Source organism: Aquitalea sp. USM4 (assembly GCF_004328945.1).
Classification (GTDB): domain Bacteria; phylum Pseudomonadota; class Gammaproteobacteria; order Burkholderiales; family Chromobacteriaceae; genus Aquitalea; species Aquitalea pelogenes.
Genome location: NZ_CP029539.1, coordinates 2980588 through 2995093, shown reverse-complemented (window position 1 = coordinate 2995093; position 14506 = coordinate 2980588). Strand labels below are relative to the sequence as shown.

Below are 14506 nucleotides of genomic sequence, written 5' to 3'. Positions count from 1 at the left end.
TATAGAAGATGCTCGCCACAGCAGCGATGCCGGCGCGGCACTCTCGTATCAGCACGATGGAGAAACCCTACTTATGGAAAAGGTTTGGCTAAAGAATTACCAGCCAGGGGTAGCACACGAGATCGACATCAATCAGTTCCAGTCGATTGTCGAAGTGTTTGATCGCAGCGTTCACAAATTCCGTGACCGTCCTGCCATGGCCAATATGGACAAGATCCTCAGCTATGGACAGCTGCAAACACTGACCGAGCAATTTGCATCGTATCTGCAAAACACCTTGCAGCTGAAAAAGGGCGATCGCGTTGCCGTGATGATGCCCAATCTGCTGCAATATCCGGTGGCAGTATTCGGCACCTTGCGCGCCGGTGGCACGGTGGTGAACGTCAACCCGCTGTACACCCCGCGCGAACTGGAACACCAGCTGAATGATTCGGGTGCGGAAACCATCGTCATCCTGGAAAACTTTGCCAGCGTGCTGGAAGACGTGATCAAGCGCACCAAGGTGAAGAATGTCATCGTGACCTCCATCGGTGACATGCTGGGCTTCCCCAAGCGTTTGCTGGTGAATTTCGTGGTGCGCAACATCAAGAAGATGGTGCCGGCCTGGAAGCTGCCGGGCCATACCCGCTTCAACGACGCACTGGCAGCCGGCGCAGCGCAGCGCTTTGTCCCGGTCAGCATCGGCCACGAGGACATCGCCTTCCTGCAATATACCGGCGGCACCACCGGCATTTCCAAAGGGGCGATGCTGGTACACCGCAACATCATTGCCAACATGCTGCAGGCCGGTGCCTGGGTGAAACCGGTGGCACGCGAGGGTGAGGAAATCATCATTACCGCCCTGCCGCTCTATCACATCTTTTCGCTCACCGCGAACCTGATGATCTTCACCGAGCTGGGCGCACTGAATGTGCTGATCACCAACCCGCGCGACATTCCGGGCTTCATCAAGGAAATCAAGAAATACCGCGTCACGGCGATGACCGGGGTCAACACCCTGTTCAATGCCCTGCTCAATCACCCTGACTTCCAGTCGGTGGACTTTTCCAGCTGGCGTCTGGTGCTGGGTGGCGGCATGGCGGTGCAAAAGGCCGTGGCCGACAAATGGAAGCAACTGACCGGCGTCACCCTGGCCGAAGCCTACGGCCTGACCGAAACCAGCCCGGCTGCCTGCATCAATCCACTGGATATCCAGGCCTACAACGGCACCATCGGTCTGCCGATTCCGTCCACCGACATTGAAATCCGCGGTGCCGATGGCCAGGCCGTGCCGCAAGGCGAACAGGGCGAGTTGTGCATCAAGGGCCCGCAGGTGATGAAGGGCTACTGGAACCGCCCGGACGAAACCGCCAAGGTGATTGACTCGCGCGGTTTCCTGGCTACCGGCGACATGGCCGTGGTCACCCCGGAAGGCTACGTCAAGCTGGTGGATCGCAAGAAGGACATGATTCTGGTATCCGGCTTCAATGTTTATCCCAATGAAGTGGAAGACGTGGTGGCCAGCCACCCGGCTGTGCTGGAAGTGGCCTGCATCGGCGTGCCGGATGACAAGTCCGGGGAGGCGGTGAAGGTGTTCGTGGTGCGCAAGGATGACAGCCTGACGGAAAAAGCCGTGATCCAGCATTGCCGCGAGAACCTGACCGCCTACAAGGTGCCGCGCAGCGTGGAGTTCCGCCAGGAGCTGCCCAAGACCAATGTCGGCAAGATCCTGCGTCGCGCCCTGCGCGACCAGGAAGTCGGCAAACAGGCCTGAGCCACCCAACAGAAGCCCGCTGATGCGGGCTTTTTTGTTATTGGCTGTCGCTTGCGGCCCGGAGCAGGCACAATAGCGCTATAAAAAGACCATGCACTTTGTGTAGCCGCCACACTGAATACCGGATTGGAAAACCCGACCATGCTGATGCTGCCATTTTTCAAGCTGATGGCCGACAAACAAGCCAGTGACATTTTTTTCACGGCAGAAGCGCCGCCGCAGATCAAGATTGATGGCGTCACCCTGCCCATCAACGACAAGCCGCTGTCGGCTGATATTGTTCGCCAACTGGCTTACAGCCTGATGAATGATGGCGAGATCGCCACCTTCGAGCGCGAGCTGGAAATGAACTTCGGCCGGCTGGTGGAAGGATTGGGCAATTACCGGGTGAACATTTTCAGGCAGCGCGGCACGGTAGCCATGGTGGTGCGCTTCATCCGGCCGCGCATTCCGTCGCTGGCCGAGCTGAACCTGCCCGATACCCTGCAGACGCTGGTGCAGCAAAAGCGCGGGCTGATCATCGTGGTGGGGGCCACCGGCAGCGGCAAGAGTTCCACCGTGGCATCCCTGCTGGAACACCGCAACCAGACGCAGTCCGGCCACATCCTGACGGTGGAAGACCCGATCGAGTTTGTCTACCGCCACCAGAAATCCATCGTCAACCAGCGCGAAATCGGCGTGGATACCTTCTCTTACGAAAACGCGCTGAAGAACGCCATGCGTGAAGCGCCGGACGTGTTGATGATTGGCGAAATCCGCGATGCCGAAACCATGACGCATGCCATCAACTACGCCCAGTCCGGCCACTTGTGCCTGTCCACGCTGCATGCCAACAACAGTTATCACATGCTCAACCGGGTGATCAGCCTGTTCCCCACCGATAGCCGCAACGCGCTGTTGATGGACTTGTCCGTTTCATTGCGCGCGGTGATTTCGCAGCGCCTGGTCCCCACCAAGGATGGCAAGCAGATTCCGGCCCTGGAAATCCTGATCAATACCCCGCATATCGCCGAGCTGATTCGCAATGGTGAAATCGACCAGATCAAGGAGGCCATCGAAAACAGCATGAGCGAAGGCGCGCAAACCTTCGAGCAGTCGCTGTTCCGCCTGTACCAGCAAGACCGCATCCTGCTGGACGATGCCTTGAAAAATGCCGACTCGCCCACCAACCTGTACTGGCTGATCAACCACGCCCAAAGCAAGCAGGCAGAAGCCCAAAAGGCTGTAGCCCCGCCGCAGGACAAGCAAGACCCAGACAAAGCCTCCACCAGCTTTGACGGATTCACCCTGGATTTATAAGCAAGCACACAACATGATTACCCTCTACGGCATTCCCAATTGCAATACGGTCAAGAAAGCCCGCCAGTGGCTGACCGATCATCACATCGACTTTGCCTTTCACGATTTCAAGAAGCAGGGCGTGACCGAAGCCCAGCTGCAAGCCTGGATCGCCGCGGTGGGGCTGGACAAGCTGATCAACCGCCAGGGCACCACCTGGCGCGGCCTGTCCGACGAACTGAAAGCCCAGGCCGCCACCGCTGAAGGCGCGATTGCCGTGCTGCAGGCGCAGCCCTCCATCATCAAGCGTCCGGTGCTGGAACGCCCGGGCAAGGTCAGCGTGGGTTTCAACGAAGCACAATGGGCCGAGGAGTTTGCCGCATGAGCAAGACCCTGGACCTGACCTGCGAGCTGATCCGCCGCGATTCCGTCACCCCGTACGATGCCGGCTGCCAGCAATTGCTGGCCGAACGCCTGCATGCACTGGGTTTTGTCATCGAACCGATGCGTTTTGGCGAAGTGGACAATCTGTGGGCGCGGCGTGGCAACAGCGGCCCGCTGCTGTGCTTTGCCGGCCACACCGACGTGGTGCCCAGCGGCCCGGTAGAGCAATGGGACAGCCCGCCGTTTGAACCGCGTCAGCGCAACGGCCTGCTGTACGGCCGTGGCGCGGCCGACATGAAAGCCTCGCTGGCGGCCTTCATTACCGCCATTGAAGCCTTTGTGGCAGACCATCCGGATCACCCGGGCAGCATCGCCCTGCTGCTGACCTCGGACGAGGAAGGCGTGGCAGTAGATGGCTCGGTCAAGGTGGTGGATACGCTGGAAGCGCGTGGCGAGCTGATTGACTACTGCATTGTCGGCGAACCGACTTCCGACCAGAAGCTGGGCGACACCATCAAGAACGGCCGCCGCGGTTCGCTGTCCGGACGTCTGGTGATTCACGGCATCCAGGGTCATATTGCCTACCCGCACCTGGCCAAGAACCCGGTCCACCTGATGGCACCGGCACTGGCCGAGCTGGCCGTCACCGAATGGGACCGTGGCAACGACTTCTTCCCGCCCACCAGCTGGCAGGTGTCCAACATCCACGCCGGTACCGGTGCGGTCAACATCATTCCCGGCCTGTGTGAAATCCGCTTCAACTTCCGCTTCAGCCCGGAAAGCTCGGTGGAATCGCTGAAAGACCGGGTGCATGCCATTCTGGACAAGCACGGCCTGGGTTACGAGTTGCACTGGTCCCTGTCCGGCATGCCCTTCATCACCGCACCGGGCGCACTGACCGATGCACTGGGCGAGGCCATCTATCAGGTCACCGGCCATAGCGCCGAGCTGTCCACCACCGGCGGCACTTCCGATGGCCGCTTCATCAAGCGCATTGCGCGCGAGCTGGTGGAATTTGGCCCGGTCAATGCCACCATCCACAAGCTGAACGAATGCGTGGAAGTGGCCCATCTGGAACCGCTGGCCGAAATTTACCAGCGCACCCTGGAAAAGCTGCTGCTGGCCTGAGCCCTCACGGCGCAGCAGGCGGATTGCACAGCGGGCAGGCCGCATCGCCACACTTGAGGGCGTAGCGCGCCAGCATGGCATGCAGTTGCTGCGCCGGGTTCACGCATTGATAGCTGCTGTTGGCGGGAGCCTGCTGCTGCATGGCGGGGACACTGGCTGGCGGCTCTGCCGCCGGCATGCCCGCCTGTGCAGCTGCCATCAGGCCGCAACACGCCATGCCAAGGTAAGGTGTATGATCCATGCTTTGCCTGCTCCCGTGCCAATCCGGCGATGCAGGTAGTGTAGCATTGCCGGCCAGTTGCGCTGGCGCTGCCCGACGCCGTCTCAGGACCATGAAGCCATCCCCCTCTGCCCTAGCTGATGCCGCCGCCCGGCAGGAATTGCTCTACCGGCGCTGCGCCCTGCCGGCCCTGCTGCTGGCCACCGCCTGCCTGCTGGCCGGACTGCTGCTGTCTGGCTGGATAGCGCGCCTGCTGTGCCTGTCGCTGTCTGCCAGCCTGTGGCTGCTGACTGGCACACTGTATGGCAGTAGCAATCTGGCAGGCTGGCGCCGCAAGCGGCAGGCCATGACTGCGCTGCCCCTTTTCCCGCAGTTTTTACCCGGCAAACTCCGCCCCACCGACACGACAGCGCGTACCCACGGCACAGCGGGCAAATACAGCCTGCGCCGCTGGCTGCTGTGGCCACGCCTGCGACGGCTGATTGGCCGCCGCACCGGCTGGGCGGTAGTGCAACAAGCCGGCACCAGCCTGCTGACCCTGCTGATCAGCCTGCTGGTATTGCAAGCCACGCCAGAAAGCCCCCCCAACCCGGATAGCCTGTTAGCCGCGCTGTTGTGCGGACTGGCTTTGAGTTTTGCCACACTGCTGCTGGAGCGCAGCCTGGCCTTGCAGGATAAAGAACAATGGCCGGAAGCAGCACAGCTGCAAGCCATCTTGCGTGCCGTATTGCTGTCCATGCTGCTGCCCGCGCTGGCCGCTGCCGGCCTGCTGCTGGGGCTGGACTGGCTGCTGCGCCTGTTACAGGCGGGTGCACTGTTGATGGCAGTGCTGGCTATCGAGCTGGGCTTGCGTGCGCTGTGGCAAATCTTTCAGCCTTACCAGCGCCAGCAGCCTCCCGCCCTGCCGTTCAACAGCCTGCTTGCCAGCCTGATGGGGCAAGATGGTGTGCGCAACTGGCGTAGCCGTCTGCAACAGGGGCTGGGGCTGGAACTGCGCCAGAGCTGGGCCTTGCAATACCTGGGCCGTGCCATGCGACCTTTTACACTGACCCTGCTCGCGGGGGGCTGGCTGCTGAGCAGCGTCAGCACCATCAATAGTGATCAACGTGGCGTGTACGAACGCTTCGGCCAGCCGATAGCGGTGTGGCAGGCGGGCTGGCATCTGGGTTTGCCATGGCCGTTCGGCAAGGTGCGCCGGGTGGAGTATGGCGTGGTGCATCAGCTGGCCAGCGGCCTGCAACAGGATAGCCAGGGGCGCTGGCAAAGCCCGGACAGTAGCGTATCAGCCGCCAGCAACAACCATTTGTGGGATGGCAACCATGCCGCCGAAACCACCCAGCTGATTGCCAGCCAGCAAGGCGAGCGCCAGAGCACCCAGCTGGTTGGCCTGGATGTGCGCCTGGTCTACCGTCAGGGGCTGCGCGATGCCGACGCCCTGGCACTCTACCAGCAGGCTGACCCCACCGCCCTGCTGCATGCGGTGGCGGACCGCGCCATGCTGCATTACTTTGCCGGGCAGCAGCTGGACAAGCTGCTGGGCGATGCTCTGGCCGATACCTCGCGCCAGCTGCAACAGCAAATCCAGCAGGCGCTGAACCGCTCGGGTAGCGGACTGGAACTGCTGGCCGTGGTGATTCAGGCCATTCACCCGCCTGCGGCTGCGGCCAATGCCTATCACGGCGTGCAGGCTGCGGCCATTCTGGCGCAGGCTCGTGTAGCCGAGGAACGCGCCCAGGCCGTGCGCAGCCATAGCGCTGCCATTCAGGCTGCCGTACAGGCGGCACGCGATGCCAGCGCCAGCGCTGCCGAGCGGGTGGCGCGCAGCAAGGTGGATGCCATTGCCTTTCAGGCCGACCGTCAGGCCGCCGGTGTTGGCGGGCAGTCCTTCCTGCTGGAGCGCTATCTGCACGCACTGAAGCAAGGCCTGCATCAGGCCCAGCCCATCATCATCGACCATCGCATTCCGGCCAGTGCCCTGCCCACCATTGACCTGCGCCCGGCCGCCAACAACCCCGGCCTGCCCGCCATCGACCTGCATGGCGCGCCGATTGCCACCGAACCGCCGCCCGCCATAGCGGGAACGCACCCCTGAGGAGCCTGATTTGGCGCTGTTTCACCACCACCCTCACGCGAGCGACAGCCCGAGCAGCGGCTGGCGACACTGGAAAACCGCCGCCGCGCTTGGCGTATTGCTGCTGGCCGGGCTGTCCGCCTGCATGTTGCAAGTGCATTCGGGCGAAGCCCTGGTCATCACCCGCTTTGGTGCACCGGTACGGGTATTGCTGCAGCCGGGCCTGGCCTGGCGTCTGCCGCCGCCACTGGAAACGGTGGTCCCGGTGGACCTGCGCCTGCGTACCACCTCCAGCGGCCTGCAAGATGTAGGCACCCGTGATGGCCTGCGGGTGATCATGCAAAGCTATGTCGCCTGGCAGGTTCCGGCCGACAGCAGCCATATCACCCGCTTTTTGCGCGCGGTACAGAACCAGCCGGACGAAGCGGCGCGGCAGATTGCCACCTTTGCCGGCTCGGCCATGGAAACCGGCAGCAGCCGCTTTGCCCTGGGCAATCTGGTGAATACCGACCGCAGCCAGTTGCGCATCAGTCAGCTGGAACAACAACTGCGCCAGCAACTGACACCGCAGCTGCTGGAAAGTTATGGCGTACAGGTGGTGGATGTCGGGCTGGAGCGCCTGACCCTGCCCGCTGTCACGCTGGATGCCACCGTGGCGCGGATGCGGGCCGAACGTGACACCATCGCCGCCGAACGCACTGCCAGCGGCAATGAACAGGCCGCCGCCATCCGTGCCAATGCCGCACGCGATGCCCGTATCCAGCAAGCCGATGCCAGTGTGGCCGCTGCCGAAATCGAAGCCGGTTCGCGCGTGCAGGCTGCGCGGATTTATGCCGATGCCTGGCAAAAAGCGCCGGAGCTGTACAAGACCCTGCGCTCGCTGGACACCCTCAACGGCGTGGTGGGTTCCGGCACCCACCTGATATTGCGTACCGATGCCGCCCCGTTCCGTGCGCTGGTGGATGGCCCACCGGGGCTGGCCGCCGGCAAGGGCGCAAAGGGCAAATGATGGCGGCCACCTCTCTGCCCGCCAGCGCACTGGCCCAGTCGCTGCGTCTGGGTTACCGCCTGTTGCTGGCCATCACCCTGCTGGCCGGCCTTGGCTGGTTGACTGCGCATGTCAGGCCGGTGCCGGCCGACAGCCAGGCGGTGGTGCTGCACTTTGGCGCCATCGACCGGGTACAGCGCGCAGGGCTGCTGCTGGCCTGGCCCAGCCCCATCGACAGCATCATCTGGCTGCCCGCTACCGAACGACTGCAACAACGGCAGGTAGAAGGGCTCAGCCGCAATGCCCATGCGCTGGCGCTGGATGGTGCCGGGACATCATTGCAACAGATGGGTGACGAATTGGCCGGTTCCGGGTATCTGCTGACCGGCGATGTGGGCGTGGTGCAGCTGAATGCCACCGTGTATTACCGCATTGACGATGCCGCCGCTTACGCCCGGCAAGGTGAACAGGCCCTGCCCGCGCTGGACCGGATGGTGAGCGCTGCCGCCTTGCAGCTGAGTGCAGGCCGCGATCTGGACAGCATTCTGGTGACCCGCAGCAACCAGCCCTCCAGCCAGCAGGCCGAACTGCGCGAGCGGCTGCGTGGCGAACTGGTGCAAGCGGTCAACCAGCGGCTGCAGCAACTGCGCCAGCGTGGTGTGCCGCTTGGCCTGCAAGTCGCCCGTATCGACCTCACCTCCAGCCTGCCACATGCCGCCCAGGCTGCCTTTGACGCGGTACTGACCGCCGACCAGACCGTCGAGCGGCAACTGGCGCAAGCCCAGACCGCCGCCGCCCGGCAACAACAGCAAGCCAGCGCCGCCGTCAGCACCATCCTGAACAGTGCCCACGCCCGTGCCGACGAACGGCTGGCCCAGGCCCGCAATGAAACCAGCGAAATCCTGGCGCTGGCACCGCGCATGCAACAGCCGGACGGGCCTGCCCTGCTGCGCCAGCTGTATCAGGACAAGATCCAGCAGGTACTGGCCAAGGCAGGCCAGGTCACCACCATGGACCCGGACAGCAGTGGCCGGGTGATTGTGCCGGGAGTCCGACCGTGAGCCAGTGCTGTCCCCATCCCCATCACGGCTTGCTGGATGCCGCCGAACAACAGCGCAGCGCCCGTCAGTTGCAACTGGCCTTGCTGGCCATCGGCCTGTTGCTGCTGGCTGGTATCTGGCATTTCCTGATTCCCGACGGGCAGATCATCGCCCAATGGCTGACCAGCGCCGCCGCGCTGCTGATGGCCGTACCGCTGCTGCGTGCCGCCTGGCACAGCCTGCAACACCCGGACCTGCACGGCATGACCGACCTGCTGGTGGCACTGGCCATGCTGGGTGCCTGGGCCAGTGGCGACACCCTCAGCGCCGCCCTGCTACCCATCCTGATGGTGCTGGGCCATGTGCTGGAAGAACGCAGCCTGCTGGGTTCACAAGAAGCCATCCGCGCGCTGGCCAGCCTTACCAGCAGCCGCAGCCGCCGCTATCGGCCCGACGGCAGTCTGGAAGAAGTCGACAACAGCCAGCTGCGTAGCGGCGACCGGGTGGAAGTACGACCGGGCGAGCGCATTCCGGCCGACGGCATGGTGGTAAGCGGGCAATCCAGCCTGGACACCTCGGCCATCACCGGCGAGGCCCTGCCACAGGATGTCGTACCCGGCAGCCAGGTGTATGCCGGTGCGGTCAATCTGCAAGGCCTGCTGCAACTGGAAGTCAGCCAGGTGGGCGAACAATCGGCACTGGGGCGCATCAGTGCGCTGATGCAACAGGCCGAACAAGCCAAACCGCCAGTCACCCGGCTGGTGGAGAGTCATGCGGCGTCCTATATGGGGCTGGTGCTGGCCATTGCCGCACTGTGCTGGTTTGTCAGCCACGACAGCCAGGCCATGCTGGCCGTGCTGGTGGCTGCCTGCCCCTGCGCGCTGGTATTGGCCGCTCCCTCCACTGCCGTGGCCGGGGTGGCGGTGGCTGCGCGCCATGGCGTGCTGATTCGCGGCGCAGCCTTTCTGGAAGAGCTGGCCGATGTCAACGCACTGGTCATCGACAAGACCGGCACCCTCACCAGCGGCCAGCTGGCAGTGCAGTCGGTGGACACGCTGGTGAACGACAGCCCGGTGGAAGCAGTCTGGCTGGCTGCCGGGCTGGCCGCCTGCAGCACCCACCCGGTCAGCCGCGCGCTGGCCGCCCTCGCCACCGACCAACCCGCGCCCGCCTTGCGCAATGTGCAGGAACTGCCCGGCATGGGCATGCAGGCCGACAGTGACTGGGGGCAGGTGCTGCTGGGCCGCCCTGCCCTGTTGCAGCAAATGGGCGTGCCTGGTGAACGGCCTGCACGCAGCACTGCCTCGCTGACCGGGCTGGCGCTGGATGGCCGCCTGCTGGCCTGGTTCCATCTGGCCGACAGCCCGCGCGCCGAGGCCGCCGAGGCCATGCAGCAACTGCGCCAGTTGGGCCTGCAACGGCAAATACTGCTGACCGGCGACCACCGGCAGGCCGCGGAGCCGGTAGGACAGGCACTGGCCATGGACAGGGTGGTGGCGCAGGTGCTGCCTGCCGGCAAACTCAAGGAAGTACAGGCAGAAATCAGCGCCGGTTACCGCCCGCTGGTGGTGGGGGATGGCATCAACGACTCGCTGGCGCTGAAGGCCGGTGCGGTTGGCGTGGCCATGGGAGCCAGCGCAGCCGATATTGCCGTGGCCGCTGCCGATGTGGTGCTGATCAGCCATGATTTGCGCCGCCTGGCCACCGCCATCAGGCTCAGCCGCCTGTGCCGCCGGGTACTGGCACAAAACGTGGTGCTGGGGCTCGGCTGGGCGGTGGCACTCACCCTGCTGGCCGCATTTGGCCTGCTGGGCAGTGCCGGCGTGCTGCTGGCGGCTGTGCTGCACAATCTGAGCACCTTGCTGGTGATGGCCAATGCCGGACGCCTGCTGCGCTTTCACGAGCCCTTGTCCGCCGTCACGCACAAGGGCTGAGCGGCAATGCAGTGCGGCAAGGGCTATGCTGCATGAACCGCATGCCAGCGCTGGCGCAAGCCTGCAGCTTTGTGTCCCGCCGCTGAATGTCAGCCCCACGGCTTTGCCCTAGCATGGATGCACCATGGAACTCGAAATCGCCAAAATCTTTGTCGCCCTGCTGGTGCTGGTCAACCCGCTGGGGGCCATTCCCATCTTCATCAGCCTGACCCCGACTTCCAGTCAGCTGGAACGCAAGCGCATAGCCAAGACCACCACACTGGCGGTGGCGGTGGTGCTGTGCCTGTTTGCCGTGGTGGGCGAAACCCTGCTGCGCTTTCTCGGTATCAGCATCGGTTCCTTCCAGGTAGGTGGCGGCTTGCTGGTGATGCTGATTGCCATTGCGCTGATGAATGCCAAGCCGGCTCCTACCAAGACCACCAAGGAAGAGCAGTCCGAGGCCGAAGCCAAAACCAATATCGCAGTAGTACCCATGGCCATTCCGCTGCTCACCGGTCCCGGCACCATTTCCACCGTCATCATTTATGCCTCCACCGCCCATTCCTGGGTGCAGGTGGTGTATCTGCTGATCAGCAGCCTGCTGGTAGCCATTACCTGCTATGGCGCGCTGGTGCTGGCCTCCCCCATCAGCCGCCTGCTGGGCCAGACCGGCATCAATATCGTCAACCGGGTGATGGGCATGCTGCTGGCGGCGGTGTCTGTCGAGATCATCGTCGATGGCCTGTACCGGCTGTTCCCGCAGCTGACGCGCTAAGCCAGCGGTTTGATCTGGCGCAAACAGCTGTACCGAAACTGTATGCATCAGCGGCAGCGCCACCCGGATGCAATACAAATCAAGCCTTTGTTTTTATAGATAAAATAAAAATCTGTACTGATAAAACCAGCTTGATCTGTGCATTGTCTGTCATGGTGACAGCGCCTAAAAAGAGCGGGTTATCCTTCCGGAGCCCGCAGCATGAGCCAGCCCGTCCCCATCAAGATTTACCCCCGCCTGACCAGTGGCCGTTTCAACAACATCCGCGTGGCACTGGTCATCCTCACCCAGCTGGTTTTCCTCGGCCTGCCATGGCTGCAATGGAATCATCGCCAGGCGGTGCTGTTTGACCTGGAACGCCACCAGTTCTTCGTATTCGGTGCCAGCTTCTGGCCGGAGGACTTTGTCTATCTGGCCGCCCTGCTGGTGGTCAGCGCACTGGGCCTGTTCTGGTGGACCACGCTGGCCGGGCGGCTGTGGTGCGGTTATTCCTGTCCGCAAACGGTGTATACCCAGATCATGCTGTGGATCGAGCGGCTGGTGCTGGGCGACCACAAGGCCAGACGCAAGCTGGATGCCGCCCCCAACAGCGCCGGCAAGCTGCTGAAAAAGGGGCTGGCCCACAGCCTGATGCTGCTGTTTTCGCTGTGGACCGGTTTTTCACTAGTGGCCTTCTTTGCCCCGGCAGGCGAGTTGGCAAGCAATCTGTGGCAGGGTCAGGCCGGGCCGTGGGAAGTGTTCTGGATCCTGTTCTACGCGGCCTTCACCTATTTGCTGGCCGCACTGCTACGCGAAAAGGTGTGCAGCCATATGTGCCCTTATGCCCGCTTTCAGGGTGCGATGTTCGACCGTGACACGCTGATCATTTCCTATGATGCCCGCCGTGGCGAACCACGCGGCAAGCAGGCCGACAAATCCGCCGGAGGCTGCATCGACTGCGGCATCTGCGTGCAGGTTTGCCCTACCGGCATCGACATCCGCAACGGCCTGCAATACGAGTGCATCGGCTGCGCAGCCTGCATCGACGCCTGCGACCAGGTGATGGACCAGCTGCACGCCCCGCGCGGGCTGATCCGCTACACCAGCGAGGCCGCACTGGAAGGCAGGCAACACAGCAAACCGGCATGGCAGCGGCCACGCGTACTGTTTTACAGCAGCCTGTTGCTGGGCATCATCAGCCTGTCGGTGTTCAGCTTTACCCAGCGCCTGCCATTCAAGGCCGACATCCTGCGCGACCGTGCCAGCCTGGTGCGGGAAACCGACGATGGCTGGCTGGAAAACAGCTATAGTGTGCGGCTGATCAACAGCAGCGAATCTGCCCAGCGCCTGGCCATCAGCGTGGAAGGCCTGCCCGGCATCCGGCTGATAGCGGCCACGCCGACAGTCAGCCTGGCCGCCACCGCCACCGAAACCATCGGCGTGCGGGTGCAGGTAGCACCTGAAAACGCAGCCCGCGGGGCCAATGACATCCGTTTTGTCATTCGTTCGCTGGCGCAACCGGCGCATGTGCTGCAGGAAAAAAGCAGCTTTATCGGCGAATGAGCACCCCATCCGCGAGTAATCAGTCCATGAGCAAAACCCAGCAACTGGCGCAATTGTTCCGCCACGCCATCGAACAGGGCCAGCTGCGCGCCGGTGACCGCATGCCCTCCTTGCGCCAGCTGTGCCAGGACCATGGCGTCAGCCTGACCACCGCCCAGCGCGCTTATGCCGAGCTGGAGCGGCAGGGCTTGCTGCAGGCGCTGCCGCGCTCCGGCTTCCGCGTGTGTCCACCGGCAACACGCGCAGCACCGGCCGAAACCGCAGCGCCGCAAACCCTGCGCATGGAACACCTGACCACCGCCCTGCCCATGCCCTGGGGCTGCCCCTTCATCAACCCGGCGCTGATCAACACCACACCGATGAACCGGGCGCTGGGCCGCGCCTTGCAGGACTACCGCGATGCCCTGTCCAGCACACCACTGGAAGGTTTTGACGGCCTGCGCCGCGAGCTGGGGCTGCACTATCTGAGTCAGGGCATTGCGCTGGCGGGGGACGAGCTGCTGATTACCTGCGGTGGCATGGAAGCACTCACCCTGGCCATGCGCGCGGCAGTCAGCGCCTCCGGCAGCCAGAGCATGGTGGTGGTGACGCCAGCCTTCCCGGCAGCGCTGGAACAACTACGCCATCTGGGCATTGCCATCCTGCCGGCCGCCCTGTCCGAACAAGGCAGCCTGGACCTGGCCGCAGTGGAAGAAACGCTGCGCGAGCAACGCCCGGCCGGCATCGTGCTGATGGCCAATTTCCAGCACCCCACCGGCCTGGTGATGCCGGAAGCACAAAAGCGCGCGCTGGTGGCGCTGGCCGAACAATACCGGGTGTGCATTATCGAGGACGACACCTACCGCGAGCTGTACTTCGGCAAACAGGGGGCCAGCCCGCTCAAGGCTTTTGACCGCAGTGGCACGGTGCTGCACTGCTCATCGTTCAGCAAATCGCTGGCACCGGGCTACCGGGTAGGCTGGATTGCAGCCGGACGCTTGAGCGACACCGTGCGCGGGCTGAAGCTGTGCAGCTCGCTGGGCACGCCCTTGCCCAGCCAGATGGCGCTGGCACGGCTATTGGCCACCGGCCAGCACGGCGACATGCTGACCCGGCTGCGTGCCAGCCTGCGGCAGCGGCGCGATGCCATGGTGCAGCAAATCATGGAGAGTTTTCCGGCGGGCAGCCGTTTGCTGCGCGCCGAGGGCGGCTATTTCCAGTGGGTGGTGTTGCCCGAAGGACTGGACTGTGCGGCCTTGCTGCCGCTGGCCATCGAACAGGGCATACATTACGCACCCGCCACGCTGTTCTACCCGCACCCGGTAGCGGCCAATGCCTTGCGGCTGAACTTCAGCTTTTTCGACCCGCTGCACCAGCGCGAGGGCGTTGCCCTGTTAGGCGCACTGCTGCGGCAAGCCATGGAGTGACGGGGCTT

12 protein-coding genes are annotated in these 14506 nt (G+C 63.5%); 11 read left to right on the top strand and 1 reads right to left on the bottom strand.

Features of this window, described 5'->3' with window-relative positions:
* The first annotated feature begins 73 nt into the window (after positions 1 to 73).
* From DKK66_RS13815 to dapE, 4 genes are all read left to right on the top strand, one after another.
* Positions 74 to 1753, top strand: a complete 1680-nt coding sequence (locus DKK66_RS13815; RefSeq protein WP_045846065.1) for a long-chain-fatty-acid--CoA ligase — start codon at positions 74 to 76, stop codon at positions 1751 to 1753.
* Positions 1754 to 1894: 141 nt separating this feature from the next.
* Positions 1895 to 3052, top strand: a complete 1158-nt coding sequence (locus DKK66_RS13810) for a PilT/PilU family type 4a pilus ATPase (protein ID WP_131359073.1) — start codon at positions 1895 to 1897, stop codon at positions 3050 to 3052.
* A 13-nt stretch (positions 3053 to 3065) separates the two neighbouring features.
* Positions 3066 to 3416: an ArsC family reductase gene (locus tag DKK66_RS13805; RefSeq protein ID WP_131359070.1), complete on the top strand. Its 351-nt coding sequence runs from the start codon at positions 3066 to 3068 to the stop codon at positions 3414 to 3416.
* The gene (gene dapE, locus DKK66_RS13800) at positions 3413 to 4543 is read left to right on the top strand and encodes a succinyl-diaminopimelate desuccinylase (RefSeq protein WP_045846068.1); all 1131 of its coding nucleotides are present in this window, start codon (positions 3413 to 3415) and stop codon (positions 4541 to 4543) included. Before DKK66_RS13805 ends, dapE begins: the two co-directional genes overlap by 4 nt.
* A 4-nt stretch (positions 4544 to 4547) precedes the next feature.
* Here the strand turns inward: dapE and DKK66_RS13795 are convergent, their stop codons facing one another.
* The gene (locus DKK66_RS13795) at positions 4548 to 4784 is read right to left on the bottom strand and encodes a hypothetical protein (RefSeq protein ID WP_131359066.1); all 237 of its coding nucleotides are present in this window, start codon (positions 4782 to 4784) and stop codon (positions 4548 to 4550) included.
* A gap of 91 nt (positions 4785 to 4875) precedes the next feature.
* Between DKK66_RS13795 and DKK66_RS13790 the strand changes: the two genes are divergently transcribed.
* From DKK66_RS13790 to DKK66_RS13760, 7 genes are all read left to right on the top strand, one after another.
* Positions 4876 to 6855, top strand: a complete 1980-nt coding sequence (locus DKK66_RS13790) for an SPFH domain-containing protein (RefSeq protein ID WP_165494178.1) — start codon at positions 4876 to 4878, stop codon at positions 6853 to 6855.
* A 10-nt stretch (positions 6856 to 6865) separates the two neighbouring features.
* Positions 6866 to 7843, top strand: coding sequence for an SPFH domain-containing protein (locus DKK66_RS13785; RefSeq protein ID WP_207389786.1), 978 nt, complete (start codon positions 6866 to 6868; stop codon positions 7841 to 7843).
* Positions 7840 to 8883, top strand: a complete 1044-nt coding sequence (locus DKK66_RS13780) for an SPFH domain-containing protein (RefSeq protein WP_131359060.1) — start codon at positions 7840 to 7842, stop codon at positions 8881 to 8883. Before DKK66_RS13785 ends, DKK66_RS13780 begins: the two co-directional genes overlap by 4 nt.
* The gene (locus tag DKK66_RS13775) at positions 8880 to 10796 is read left to right on the top strand and encodes a cation-translocating P-type ATPase (protein ID WP_207389785.1); all 1917 of its coding nucleotides are present in this window, start codon (positions 8880 to 8882) and stop codon (positions 10794 to 10796) included. The genes DKK66_RS13780 and DKK66_RS13775 overlap by 4 nt, the downstream gene beginning before the upstream one ends.
* A 124-nt stretch (positions 10797 to 10920) precedes the next feature.
* Entirely contained in the window at positions 10921 to 11550 is a 630-nt protein-coding gene (locus DKK66_RS13770; RefSeq protein ID WP_062791510.1) for a MarC family protein, read from the top strand.
* A gap of 201 nt (positions 11551 to 11751) precedes the next feature.
* Positions 11752 to 13092, top strand: a complete 1341-nt coding sequence (ccoG, locus tag DKK66_RS13765; protein ID WP_131359057.1) for a cytochrome c oxidase accessory protein CcoG — start codon at positions 11752 to 11754, stop codon at positions 13090 to 13092.
* A gap of 26 nt (positions 13093 to 13118) precedes the next feature.
* Positions 13119 to 14498, top strand: a complete 1380-nt coding sequence (locus DKK66_RS13760; protein WP_165494177.1) for a PLP-dependent aminotransferase family protein — start codon at positions 13119 to 13121, stop codon at positions 14496 to 14498.
* The last annotated feature ends 8 nt before the right edge of the window (positions 14499 to 14506 follow it).

What these genes read in the sequence shown, in the direction of transcription:
- DKK66_RS13815 (WP_045846065.1), top strand. Translation starts at nt 74, where the DNA reads ATGGAAAAGGTTTGGCTAAAGAATTACCAGCCAGGGGTAGCACACGAG.
- DKK66_RS13810 (WP_131359073.1), top strand. Translation starts at nt 1,895, where the DNA reads ATGCTGATGCTGCCATTTTTCAAGCTGATGGCCGACAAACAAGCCAGT.
- DKK66_RS13805 (WP_131359070.1), top strand. Translation starts at nt 3,066, where the DNA reads ATGATTACCCTCTACGGCATTCCCAATTGCAATACGGTCAAGAAAGCC.
- dapE (WP_045846068.1), top strand. Translation starts at nt 3,413, where the DNA reads ATGAGCAAGACCCTGGACCTGACCTGCGAGCTGATCCGCCGCGATTCC.
- DKK66_RS13795 (WP_131359066.1), bottom strand. Translation starts at nt 4,784, where the DNA reads ATGGATCATACACCTTACCTTGGCATGGCGTGTTGCGGCCTGATGGCA.
- DKK66_RS13790 (WP_165494178.1), top strand. Translation starts at nt 4,876, where the DNA reads ATGAAGCCATCCCCCTCTGCCCTAGCTGATGCCGCCGCCCGGCAGGAA.
- DKK66_RS13780 (WP_131359060.1), top strand. Translation starts at nt 7,840, where the DNA reads ATGATGGCGGCCACCTCTCTGCCCGCCAGCGCACTGGCCCAGTCGCTG.
- DKK66_RS13770 (WP_062791510.1), top strand. Translation starts at nt 10,921, where the DNA reads ATGGAACTCGAAATCGCCAAAATCTTTGTCGCCCTGCTGGTGCTGGTC.
- ccoG (WP_131359057.1), top strand. Translation starts at nt 11,752, where the DNA reads ATGAGCCAGCCCGTCCCCATCAAGATTTACCCCCGCCTGACCAGTGGC.
- DKK66_RS13760 (WP_165494177.1), top strand. Translation starts at nt 13,119, where the DNA reads ATGAGCAAAACCCAGCAACTGGCGCAATTGTTCCGCCACGCCATCGAA.